The organism is Streptomyces sp. NPDC057424 (assembly GCF_042803315.1).
Lineage (GTDB): Bacteria > Actinomycetota > Actinomycetes > Streptomycetales > Streptomycetaceae > Streptomyces.
This window is the reverse complement of the sequence record NZ_JBHVCP010000032.1, coordinates 81,870-93,456: the sequence shown is the minus strand read 5'-3', so window position 1 is coordinate 93,456 and position 11,587 is coordinate 81,870. Positions and strand designations below refer to the sequence as shown.

General features: G+C 72.5%; 9 protein-coding genes. 4 read left to right on the top strand and 5 right to left on the bottom strand.

Translation table 11 applies throughout. The annotated features are described in order from the left end of the window. Positions 1-653 precede the first annotated feature (653 nt). The 4 genes from ACFU3E_RS24160 to ACFU3E_RS24145 all read left to right on the top strand — a co-directional run bounded on the left by ACFU3E_RS24160 (position 654) and on the right by ACFU3E_RS24145 (position 3,682). Complete coding sequence (locus tag ACFU3E_RS24160; RefSeq protein WP_384161820.1) at positions 654-1,715, top strand: N-acetylmuramoyl-L-alanine amidase; 1,062 nt, start codon at positions 654-656, stop codon at positions 1,713-1,715. A 220-nt stretch (positions 1,716-1,935) separates the two neighbouring features. After that, on the top strand, positions 1,936-3,156 hold the full coding sequence (locus ACFU3E_RS24155; RefSeq protein WP_384161817.1) for an acyltransferase family protein: 1,221 nt from the start codon (positions 1,936-1,938) through the stop codon (positions 3,154-3,156). After that, entirely contained in the window at positions 3,113-3,340 is a 228-nt protein-coding gene (locus ACFU3E_RS24150) for a DUF2945 domain-containing protein (RefSeq protein ID WP_384161814.1), read from the top strand. Before ACFU3E_RS24155 ends, ACFU3E_RS24150 begins: the two co-directional genes overlap by 44 nt. Before the next feature lie 6 nt (positions 3,341-3,346). Next, positions 3,347-3,682, top strand: coding sequence for a DUF3140 domain-containing protein (locus tag ACFU3E_RS24145; RefSeq protein WP_384161811.1), 336 nt, complete (start codon positions 3,347-3,349; stop codon positions 3,680-3,682). A 51-nt stretch (positions 3,683-3,733) separates the two neighbouring features. On the opposite strand, the gene ACFU3E_RS24140 is transcribed toward ACFU3E_RS24145, so the two are convergent. From ACFU3E_RS24140 to ACFU3E_RS24120, 5 genes are all read right to left on the bottom strand, one after another. After that, positions 3,734-3,904 (bottom strand): hypothetical protein, encoded by a 171-nt coding sequence (locus tag ACFU3E_RS24140; RefSeq protein ID WP_384161808.1) that lies wholly within the window; start codon positions 3,902-3,904, stop codon positions 3,734-3,736. A 210-nt stretch (positions 3,905-4,114) separates the two neighbouring features. Next, positions 4,115-4,345, bottom strand: a complete 231-nt coding sequence (locus ACFU3E_RS24135) for a hypothetical protein (RefSeq protein ID WP_384161805.1) — start codon at positions 4,343-4,345, stop codon at positions 4,115-4,117. 388 nt (positions 4,346-4,733) lie between these two features. Then, complete coding sequence (locus ACFU3E_RS24130) at positions 4,734-5,756, bottom strand: hemolysin family protein (RefSeq protein ID WP_384161802.1); 1,023 nt, start codon at positions 5,754-5,756, stop codon at positions 4,734-4,736. Then, on the bottom strand, positions 5,753-7,087 hold the full coding sequence (locus ACFU3E_RS24125; RefSeq protein ID WP_384161799.1) for a hemolysin family protein: 1,335 nt from the start codon (positions 7,085-7,087) through the stop codon (positions 5,753-5,755). Before ACFU3E_RS24125 ends, ACFU3E_RS24130 begins: the two co-directional genes overlap by 4 nt. A 339-nt stretch (positions 7,088-7,426) precedes the next feature. Continuing rightward, on the bottom strand, positions 7,427-11,455 hold the full coding sequence (locus ACFU3E_RS24120; protein WP_384161796.1) for a molybdopterin-dependent oxidoreductase: 4,029 nt from the start codon (positions 11,453-11,455) through the stop codon (positions 7,427-7,429). Positions 11,456-11,587: the final 132 nt, after the last annotated feature.

Here is an 11,587-nt window from a genome sequence, read left to right as displayed (position 1 = left end):
CGGATACGCGGACGACGAAGGCGTCGTAGGGCGTGCCGCCCTGGGCCCCTGCCGCGCGGAGCACACCACGGAACCGGCCTGACCCGCCGCGGCCGGCGGCCGGTGGTCGAAATCCGGTCGTCCGCGACGACCGGCCGAGCCCGGGGTGCGGCACCGGACCGGAGTGCCTGGCACGGCACGTACGACGCGGACGGTTCCCGGGCGGCACGGCGGCCGCGGGCCGTGCGGCAGCAGAGCAGCCAGTCCCCGGACGACGTCCCGGCCGGTCCGCTGAAGGCGATCGGCCTGTGCACCGGCTCGCCGGCATCCCCCGGCCGCTGCGCCCCGGCCTGCGCAGGGTCGAGTTCGTCGGCCACGACGTGCTCAAGGACCGGTGTCCACAGGGCCGTCGCCCCGCCCTCTCCGAGGTGGCAGCGGCGCTATCGCGCCGATTTTGCGGACGTGGCGTACAGCGAGGTGAGGGTCGGGGCGAGCGGCGCCAGAATGGTGAGGGCCTGGCGCGGCACACCCGGCATCCCCGGGCGAACGATCCGCCGGACACACACCGCCGACACACGTCGCCGCCGGGCAAGTTCCGAGATCAGGCACGCTCCCCAGATGTGATCGGACCGTCTTCAGACCGGCACGGACGCGCCGGAACGGAGGACTGACTCATGGCCACCCCACTCACCGCCGCCCGGCTCGTCGCCGCGTTGAAGGCCGAGGGCTGCGCCGTTCACGAAGTCGCCGGCTGGCGCACCAACAACCGTAATCACAAGGGCCCTTGGGGTCCCGTGCACGGCGTGGTGATCCACCACACCGTCACCGGGCCCGGCACGGACGTCGTCGGGCTGATCTTCCGCGGCCACAGCGCCCTGCCCGGCCCGCTCGCCACCGGCTGCATCACCAAGGACGGCGTCGTCCACCTCACCGGCAACGGCCGGGCCAACCACGCCGGCGGCGGCGACGGCGACGTGCTCAACGCCGTCATCGGCGAGTCGTACGGCGCGTATCCGCCCCCGACCCACGAACACGACGGCTCGGCCGGCGCGGTCGACGGCAACGCCCGGTTCTACGGCTGGGAGTGCGAGAACAAGGGCGACGGCAGGGACCCGTGGCCGCCCGCCCAGTACCTCGCGATGGTCAAGGCCACCGCCGCGATCTGCCGAGCGCACGGCTGGGGCCCCAAGAGCGCCATCGGCCACCTGGAATGGAGCGACTGGAAGGTCGACCCGCGCGGATTCGGCATGGCCGGCTTCCGCCGCGACGTCGCCGACGCCCTGGCCCACCCGGCGGGCCGGTGGGAAGGAGAGGACCCCATGCCCCAGTACGTCAACCTCGGTGTCACCCGGCCGTACCAACTCGCGCCCGGCGCCTGGGACTCGGTGGAGTTCACCACGGAGTGGACCGACGAGACCGGTGACCACGCCACCGGCGGCAGCGTCTTCGCCCGCGGCCCGGCCCGTTTCAGCGGGACTGTCAGCGTCCGCATCGACGGTCTCCCGGCGGGTGCGGTCGTCCAGGCGCGCATGTCGGAGTACGAGGGCGACCAGCACCGCGCGGACCACCCGATCCACGAGATCGTGGGGACGGGCGGCGGGACCTTCGCCGTCCTGCCCGTCACGAAGCGGATCCCGTCGGGGCGCAGGATGCGGGTGCGGCTGCTGAACCAGGCCGCCGTTCCGGTCACCGTCGCGAGCGCCGTACTGACCGTGCTGGTGTGGCAGGAGAACTGAGCACCACGAGCCCCGGCACCCGCTCACCGTCGCCCTCCGGGAGACGATCGCCCGCCTCGGTACGTATACGAGGACATGAACCGAAGCGATCACCGTCCGCTACGAGTTGAACGAAAGCGTCGCCCTGTGATTAGGGTGCGGGCGATGTTCTGCGCACACGCCACTCCCTCACTCCCGGCACGACGAGGCACCCTCGCATCGAGTCGCTTCGGGAGGGCCCGTGAGTGACACGGTGACCACGGTCCGCCCAGGGGCCGGAACGACCCCTGGCGCACGCCCGGAGGAGCAGGACGCCGCGCCCCGCCCGGTCCGGCAGCGGGACGCGTTCTTCGACAACGCCAAGTACCTCGCGATCGTGCTCGTGGCCGTGGGGCACGCCTGGGAGCCACTGCGGCAGAGCAGCAGGGCCGTCACCGCCCTCTACATGCTCGTCTACGCCTTCCACATGCCGGCGTTCATCATCATCTCCGGCTACTTCTCCCGCACGTTCGACGGCAGCCCGGCCCGCATCGGGCGCCTGGTCACCGGCGTCGCCGTCCCGTACGTGGTGTTCGAGACGGCGTACACCCTGTTCACCCGCTGGACCAGCCAGGATCCCGACCGCCCGGTCAGCCTGCTGGACCCCCTCTACCTCACCTGGTTCCTCGCGGCGCTGTTCGTCTGGCGGCTGACCACGCCGCTGTGGAGGCTGGTGCGGTGGCCGCTCCCGCTCGCTCTGGTCATCGCGATGGCGGCGACGACCGCGCCGTCCATCGGCCACGACCTCGATCTGCAGCGCACCCTGCAGTTCCTGCCGTACTTCGTGTGCGGTCTGCTGCTGCGGCCGGAGCACTTCCGGCTGGTGCGACGGCGCGCGGTACGGATCATCGCCGTGCCGGTGGCCGTCTGCGCCCTGGGGACGGCCTACTGGGCGGTCCCACGGATGGACTACGCCTGGTTCTTCCACGCCGACAGCGCCCGGGAACTCGGCGTCCCCCTCTGGTACGGGCCCCTGATGACCCTGGCCGCCTTCGGCTGCTCCCTCGTCCTGGCCGGCTGCTTCCTCGCCTGGGTGCCCGGGCGCCGGACCTGGTTCACCGCGCTGGGCGCCGGCACCCTGTCCGGCTACCTGCTGCACGGTTTCGTCGCGCAGGCCGCGAAGTACTGGGGCTGGTACGAGCCGGACTGGGTCCGCGGCCCCGCCGGTATGATCGCCGCCACCCTGGTCGCGGCCGCGGTCGTCACCGCCCTGTGCACGCCGACCGTACGGCGGGTCTTCCGCTGTGTGACGGAACCCCGGATGGCGTGGGCCTTCGGCGGTACGGCCACCGCCCCGGCCGGTGCCCGTCGAGCTGCGCCCCGACCGCCGGGCCCGCACGCTGGAGAGACAGCGCACTTCTCCGTGAGGGAGCACCGGCATGCCGAAGGGCCGCAGCGAGGGCGGGAAGCCGAAGAAGGGTGACAAGGTCACCTGGAGCAGTCACGGCAGCCGGACCGAGGGCGAGGTGGAGAAGGAGATCACCGAGCGGACCGAGGCGTCGGGCCGCACGGTCGACGCCTCACCCGACGACCCGCAGTACGAGGTGCGCAGCGACAAGTCCGGCAGGACCGCGGTGCACAAGCCGTCCGCGCTCAAGAAGAAGTGAGGCGGCGTGGACCGCGGGGAACGCGAGGAGACCTGGAACGACTTCCGTGAGCTGGTGAACATGACACCGGCCGGCCTGGAGAAGTGGCTGGAGTCCGACGAGTCGCGAAACGCCGGACAGCACCAGGACGGGGGCGAGTCCACCGGGCACGCCTCCGGCCGGCGGATCGTGGCGATGCTGCGGGCCGGGAAGGGCGACCTCACGGACGACGACTACCAGCTCATGCGCAAGGCCGTCGGCTACGTCCGTCGCCACCTGGCCCAGCGGCCCTCCGGGGACGTACGGGACTCACGGTGGCGGTACTCCCTGATGAACTGGGGCCACGACCCGCTCGGCGGATGACGGCCCGGCCCGGGACCGTCCGCACCGGGGCGGCCCGATCGGCCCCCGGGATCAGTGGGCGCCGGCCTCGTGCGGGGCCGCGGCGACGCCGTTCAGCGCCTGGCTCATCTGGTGCTGGGTCTCTTCGGCGACCACACGGGCCTCCTCGACGACGTCACCCCGCTCGCGTATGAGGCTCTCGTAGATCGGAAGTTCTTCGGTCCGGGTCGGATCGGGTTTCACCGTGGTGCTCCTATCGCTTTGCAGCCGGGATCTGAGGGGTCCGAGTAAGTCTGCGCCACGCCCTCCCACCGCGTTACCCACCCCCGTGGTGTCCAGATTTCCGTCACGTGCTTCGCGAATTCTCCACGTTTGCGGTCGCGGCCAGGGCGCCCTCGCCCCCCACACGAAGGGCCCCGGGAACGGCTCCCGGGGCCCTCTGCGCGGATGTCGTCAGAGCGACGTCGTGTGGACGCCCGCGTGCGCGCCCGCAGCGGCGCCCTCCGGCGAGATGACCGCCTGCACGGTGGCGCAGGCCTCGCCGGTCAGGGGGCCGACCAGGCCGGCGGAGAGGCCGCCCACGAGGCCCGCGGAGACACCGACGCCGCCCGCGTTGCCGCCGGCGACGGTGTCCAGGTCGGCGTCGGAGAGCTCGGCGGTGTCGACCCGAGAGGTGAGGTTCATGGGGGTGTTTCCCTTCGCGTGAATGTCTCGCAGTGGCGGTGAGCGCGGGTGAAGCCGGCATCCGGGGACCGGGATCCCGCCCCGGCCGCTCCCGCCGTGCGCAGGATCAAAGCACCCCGCGGAGAGGAGGGCCAACCGCTCACCGCTGATGCGCGGCTCCGTTCCGCCGTCGCCTTCACCGCTGTGACCGCGGGGTCACCGGATGCGCCCACTCCTTCACACAGTCCGTCGCCGGGCCGGGCGCGGGAGTGTTGCGCCTCGATTCCCGAAGCGGGCACATCGCCGCCAAGTTCCCCTGCCGTGGCCGGGACTTGGCGGCGGGCCGGGCGCCGTGCCGCCTTCCGGCGCCCGGTGTGCAGATGTGCTGGATGTTCGGGCCCCGTTCCCGTCAGGCCGCGGCGGCCGGCTGCATCAGACGGGCCAGCAGGTCGTCCAGGGTGACCAGGCCGGTGAGCCGGCCGGAGCCGTCGCGGACCACGGCCAGGGACGACCGGCGGCGGCGCAGCATCTCGATCGCCTCGGCGACCGTGGCGGTCTCCGTCAGCTCGGGCACCGGCCGGGCGAGGTCCCGCGCGGTCGTGGCCCGCCCCCGGGCCCGGGCAACCAGGGCGTCCCGGGCATGCACCGAGCCGAGGACCGTGCCGTTCTCCCGGACCAGCAGCCGGGTGCGGTCGTGGGCGGCGGCGAAACGCAGCAGCGCGTCGAGGTCCGCCCCGCCCTCGACCCAGGTGATCTCGGCGGCCGGGATCCGCAGCGCGGCGACCGGTGTCTCCGGCTCGGTCAGCGAGCGGGTCAGCAGCTCCGAGTCGGCCGTGCTGATCAGGCCCAGCCGCTCCGACTCCTCCACCAGGTGCGTCAGCTGCTCCCGGTTGTGCACCGAGGCCAGCTCGTCACGCGGGGCCACCCGGCACAGCCGTACCAGGGCGTTGCTCACCCGGTTGAGCAGCCGGATCAGCGGGCGTACGGCCCGCACCACGGCCCGGAAGGGCGGCGACAGCAGCATCGCCGAACGCTCGGGGTGGGCGATCGCCCAGGACTTGGGCGCCATCTCGCCCACCACCATGTGCAGGAACACCACCACGACCATCGCCACGGCGAAGGCCACGCCGTAGCTCACGGCGCTGGGCAGGCCCAGCGTGTGCAGCAGCGGGTCGAGTTCGTGCGAGATCGCCGGTTTGGACACCGAGCCCAGGCCCAGTGTGCACACGGTGATGCCCAGCTGGGCACCGGCCAGCATCAGCGACAGCTCGCGCATCCCGGCCAGGGCCGCGCCGGCGCCGCGCTGCCCCTCGGCCGCCGCCTTCTCCATGCGGTGCCGCTTGGCGGCGACGAGGGCGAACTCGGCCGCCACGAAGAAGCCGCTGCCGATCAGCAGCAGCACGGTCACGAAGACCGCCATCGGGAAACTCACGCCATCTCCTCGGCTTCCACCAGCGGGCTGATCCGGACGCGGTCGGCCACATGCCGGTCCAGCGTGCGGACGTCGATCACGGCCCGGCCGCCCCCGGGCAGCTCGACCGTGACCCGGTCGCCGACCGTCGGGAAGCGGCCGAGCCGGTCCACGACGAGACCGGCCACGGTGTCGTAGTCGTCGTCCTCCGGCAGCCGGACACCGGTCGCCTCGGCCACCTCGTCCACCCGGCGGCCGGCGTCCACCAGCCAGCCGTCGCCGTCCGCGACGGCGAGCACGCTCACCTTGTCGGACTCGTCGGCGATGTCACCGACCAGTTCCTCGGCGATGTCCTCGTACGTGACGACGCCCGCCACGCCGCCGTGCTCGTCGAGGACGACCGCGAACTCGTCGTCCTGCTCCCGCATCCGCGTCACCGCGTCGGGCAGCGCGAGCGTGTCCGGCAGCAGCAGCGGCCGCCGGGCCACCTCACCGGCTCGCGCGCCGGCCAGACGGGCGGCGGGCAGCGCCATCAGCTCGCGCACGCCCAGCACACCCACGATGTCGTCCGGGTGGTCGCCCAGCACCGGGTAGTTGGAGTGGCCGTACCGGGCGATCAGGCCGACCGCCTCCTCGGCGCCGGCGTCCTTGCGGACGAACACGGCGTCGGCGCGCGGCACCATCACCTCGTCGAGGGCGCGCTCGGAGAACTCCAGCGCGTGGTCCAGCAGCGCTGCGGTGTCCTTGGGCAGTTCGCCCTGCTCGTGGGACTCGCCGATCAGATGGCCGAGCTCCTCCAGCGTGGCGCCGTGGTGCAGTTCCTCGACGGGCTCGATGCCGGCCTTGCGCAGCAGCCGGTTGGCCGCGCTGTCGAAGATCCGTACGACGGGGCCGACGACCTTCAGATACGCCAGCGTGGACGGCGCCAGCGCCTTCGCCAGCCGGTCGGGCACGGCGATGGCGAGGTTCTTCGGGGCGAGTTCGCCCAGCACCATCTGCACGACGGTGGCCAGTACGAAGGCGAGCACGACGGCGATGCCGCTGACGGCCGTGCCGGGCAGGCCGAGCCCCGACAGGGCGGGTCTGAGCAGGGCGGACACCGACGGTTCGGCGATGAAGCCGACCACCAGCCCCGTGACGGTGATGCCGAGCTGCGCGCCGGACAGCATGAACGACAGCCGCTCCAGCACCGTGAGGGCACGGGCTGCCTTGCGGTCCCCGGCTTCGGCTTCCCGTGCGAGGGTGAGCCGGTCGGCGGAGACGTAGGCGAACTCCTGGGCGACGAAGTAGCCGGTGCCTGCGGTCAGCACGAACACGGCGAGCAGGCCCAGCAGGGCCTCTGCGGCACTCATCCGACACCACCCCGCCGTGTGCCGCGATCACTGGTGCCGTGGCGGGATGGTCGGGGACTGTGCCCCGGAGGGTCCGTCGGTCTGGCGGACAAGAACGTGCTCCTTACGGTGTGGCGTGTCTCCGGTACAACGCTCGTCGTCGTGCCGGTGTTCCCGGATTCTACGACCGTGTAGATGCCACGCCCGGCCCACGCCGTGCGGGAGCCCTCCGTGAGATCCGGCACCAGCGCGGCTCCAGCCGGGTACACGCCGAGGACGCCGGCCGCCGCCGGTGGACCGTGCCCCGGAGGGGCGTGAAGATTCCGGTGTGACGGGTGAGGCCCCCGCGGGCCCACCGGGTCAGTAGACGTCCCGCACGTACCGCTTGTCCGCCGCGAGCTGCTTCACGTACGCGGCGGCCTCCGCCTCGCCCAGTCCGCCGTGCGCCATCGCGATGTCCCGCAGCGCCCGGTCCACGTCCTTCGCCATCCGGGAGGCATCGCCGCAGACGTAGAAACGGGCCCCGTCCCGCAGCCAGTGCCACAGCTCCGGCCCGTGCTCGCGCATCCGGTCCTGCACGTACACCTTGTTGCGCTGGTCCCGGGAGAAGGCGGTGTCCAGCCGTGTGAGGGTGCCCTCGTCGTGCAGCGCCGTCAGCTCCTCCTCGTAGTAGAAGTCCGTCGCCCGGTGCTGCTCCCCGAAGAACAGCCAGTTGGGGGCGCGGTGGCCGAGCGCCCGCCGCTCCTCCAGGAATCCGACGAAGGGCGCCACACCGGTGCCCGGGCCGACCATGACCATCGGCGTCGACGCGTCGGCCGGGGGCCGGAAGTGCGGCGAGCGCTGCACGAACACCGGTACCTCCGTGTCCGGTCCGGCGTCCGCGAGGAACGGCGAACAGACCCCGCCGCGCGCCCGGCCGTGCAGGTTCTCGTACCGCACCACGGACACCGTCAGCGACACCCGGCGGGGATCGGCCAGCGGGCTGGACGATATGGAGTACAGCCGCGGCTGGAGCCTGCGCAGCACCCCCGCCCACTCCTCCGCGCTCGCCCGTACCGCGTACTCGGCGAGCACGTCCACGGCCTGCCGCCCCCAGCTCCACTGCGCCAGCCCGTCCTTGTTGTCCGGCCGCAGCAGCCTGCGCAACTCGTGCTTGTCCCGGGCGCGTTCGACGACGAAGCGCAGCAGGTCCGGGGTGATCCGGGTGATGTCGAGATGCCGGTGCAGCGCCTCGCCGAACGACACCTCGCCGACACCGTCGACCGTCACGGCCGCCCCGGCGTCCACCCCGGTCACCGCCAGCCACTCCTCCACGAGGGCCGGCGCGTTGACCGGCCGCACACCGAGCGCGTCCCCCGCCTCGTACGCCAGGTCCGTCCCGCTCGTGTCGAAGGTGAACCGCCGGACCTCCTTGCCCGCCCCGGCCCGGCTCAGCAGCCGGTTGCCGACCAGCCGGGCGGTGGTGACCGGCTTCGACCGGACCCCGGGCTTGGCGGCAGGGGCGGCAGCCGCGCCGCCCAGCGCCGACACCACCTGGTCGAGCCACTCCCCGGCGGACGGCTCGAAGTCCGGCTCGCAGTCCGTACGCGGAGCCAGCCGCACCCCGCCCAGCTCGTCGAGCCGCGCGTCCAGCCGCCGCCCGTGCCCGCAGAAGTCGTCGTACGAGGAGTCGCCGAGGGCCAGCACGGCGTACCGCACCCCGTCCAGCCGCGGAGCCCGCTCACCGGAGAGCGCGTCCCAGAAGCCGGAGCCGTTGTCGGGCGCGTCGCCGTCCCCGAAGGTGCTGGTGATGAACAGCAGGTCCGCCGTGCGGGCGAGTGTCGCGACATCGGCGTCGTCCATGCCGACGAGGGTCGTACGGTGTCCCGTCGAGGTCAGCCGCTCGGCGGTGGCGGTGGCGAACTCCTCCGCGTTCCCGGTCTGCGAGGCCCACAGCACGACGACCTCGCGGCCGGGCCGGTCCTGCGCCGCGGCCGCTCCGGTCCGCGAGTACATGCCGGCCAGGACCCCGTTCACCCACAACGCGTGCTCGGGGGAGAAGGGCGCGTCGGGCGGCAGCACCGGGACACCGCCGAGGGTGCCGGAGCCGAGCCCGGCGAGGAAGCCGGTGAGGTACCGGCGTTCCTGGGCGGAGAGCACCGGGGGAGGGGAGGGCTCGATGCCGAAGGGGTTCGCGGTGCCCGGGGTGACGGCGGTGGGGGTCAGCGGCCCGACCGGGTCCGCCGGCACCGGGGCCGCCACCTTCGCCAGCGACACCGCGCACACCTTGAACTCCGGCTGGAACGACAGCGGATCCACCGCGTCACTCGTCACCGCGTTGATGCTCAGGTACTCGCCGAACAGGTCGTTCCAGTGGAACGGCGCGAAGCAGCATCCGGGCCGCACCCGGTCCGTCACCACCGCGGGCAGCACGGCCCGCCCGCGCCGCGAGGCCACCTCGACGAGGTCACCGTCGGCGACCCCGAGGGCCGAGGCGTCCTCGGGGTGGAGTTCCACGAACGGCCCGGGATTCAGCTTGGTGAGCTTGGCGACCTTTCCGGTCTTGGTGAGCGTGTGCCACTGGTGCTGCACCCGCCCGGTGTTGAGCACGAACGGATAGTCGTCGTCCGGCATCTCGGCGGCCGGCAGATGCGGCCGGGCGAAGAAGGCGGCCCGCCCGGAAGCCGTCGCGAAGCGCAGCCCCTCGTCACCCACGTACCGGATCGGATTGCGCTCCGGGCCGTCCTCCCGCGCGGCCGGCCACTGCACGGGCGTGTGACGCAGCCGCTCGTAGGTGACCCCGCGCAGATCCCACCCCGTCTTCGGGTTCCGGAAGCGCCGGATCTCCTCGAAGACCTGCTCGGCGCTGTCGTAGGAGAACCCCTTCTCGTACCCCATCGCGCACGCCACCGCCGCGATGATCCGCCAGTCGGCCATCGCCTCCCCGGGCGGGTCCGCGGCGGCCTGGGTCAGGGTGAGGTTGCGCTCGCTGTTGACGAAGACACCCTCCGCCTCGGTCCACATCGCGCCCGGCAGGACGACATCGGCGTACGCGTTCGTCTCGGTGTCCGTGAACACGTCCTGCGTGACGACGAACTCGGCGGCCTCGAGACCCTCGATGACCGTACGGCGATTGGCGACCGAGGCGACCGGGTTGGTGCAGATGATCCAGCAGGCCTTGATCTCCCCCTCGGCCATCTTCTGGAACATCTCGACGGTGCCCTGCCCGACCCCGTCGGCCCGCAGCGTCCCCGGCGGCAGCTCCCACACCTCCTCGGTGAACGCCCGGTCCTCGTCGACGAGCACCGACCGCTGTCCCGGCAGCCCCGGGCCCATGTAGCCCATCTCGCGCCCGCCCATGGCGTTGGGCTGGCCGGTCAGGGAGAACGGCCCGGCGCCCGGACGGCAGATCGCCCCTGTCGCCAGATGCAGGTTGACCAGGGCGTTGGTGTTCCAGGTGCCGTGGGTGGACTGGTTGAGGCCCATGGTCCAGCAGCTCATCCACCGCCGGCCCGCCGCGCCGATCAGCCGGGCGGCCGTCCGCAGGTCGTCCTCGGCGATTCCGGTGATCTCCGCGACCGCGGCCGGGGCGTAGTCGGCGAGGAACCCGGGCAGGGCCTCCCAGCCCTCGGTGTGGGCGGCGACGAACTCCGGGTCGGTGTGCCCGTCCTCGTGCAGCAGGTGCAGCAGACCGTTCAGCAACGCGAGGTCGGTGCCCGGCCTGACCTGGAGGAACAGATCCGCCTTCGCGGCGGTCGCGGTCCGCCGCGGATCGACGACGATCAGCTTGGCGCCCGCCTTGACCCGCTCCATCATCCGAAGGAAGAGGATCGGATGGCAGTCGGCCATGTTCGACCCGATGACGAGAAAGGCATCCGCCTGATCGAAGTCCTCGTACGACCCGGGCGGCCCGTCCGCACCCAGCGACAGCTTGTAGCCGGTGCCCGCGCTCGCCATGCACAGCCGCGAGTTCGACTCGATCCCGTTCGTCCCCACGAACCCCTTGGCCAGCTTGTTCGCCAGGTACTGCGCCTCCAGGCTCATCTGCCCCGAGACGTAGAAGGCGACCGCGTCCGGCCCGTGCTCGTCGACGATCGACCGCAGCCGTGCGGCGGTCTCGGCGATCGCGCCGGCCACGGGCACCGGGACCGCCTCCTCGCCCCGGTCGTTCCGCACCAGCGCGGTCGTCAGCCGCCCGGGCGCGGCGAGCATGTCGGCCGTCGTCGCGCCCTTGGTGCACAGCCGCCCCGCGTTCGCGGGATGCGCCTTGTCGCCGGACGCCCTGAGAATCCTGCGTCGGCCGTCCGGACCCGCTCCGACGTCGAGCACGAGGCCGCAGCCCACACCGCAGTACGAGCAGACGGTGCGCACCTGCCGCGTCTCCTGCGGGGTCCCGGGGGTCGTGGTCATGCCGTCGACGGTACGAAACGCCCGTTACGCCGCTGTCACACCGCTTGATCATCGGGGGTTACGCCCGTCACACAGCCGCCTTCGTGACGTTGTGAGGTGCATTGAGGTCGCGGAGCGTGTCGCTGTTGGGCC

Coding starts and splice junctions, on each gene's coding strand:
- ACFU3E_RS24160 (WP_384161820.1), top strand. CDS start 654: ATGGCCACCCCACTCACCGCCGCCCGGCTCGTCGCCGCGTTGAAGGCC.
- ACFU3E_RS24150 (WP_384161814.1), top strand. CDS start 3,113: ATGCCGAAGGGCCGCAGCGAGGGCGGGAAGCCGAAGAAGGGTGACAAG.
- ACFU3E_RS24135 (WP_384161805.1), bottom strand. CDS start 4,345: ATGAACCTCACCTCTCGGGTCGACACCGCCGAGCTCTCCGACGCCGAC.
- ACFU3E_RS24125 (WP_384161799.1), bottom strand. CDS start 7,087: ATGAGTGCCGCAGAGGCCCTGCTGGGCCTGCTCGCCGTGTTCGTGCTG.
- ACFU3E_RS24120 (WP_384161796.1), bottom strand. CDS start 11,455: ATGACCACGACCCCCGGGACCCCGCAGGAGACGCGGCAGGTGCGCACC.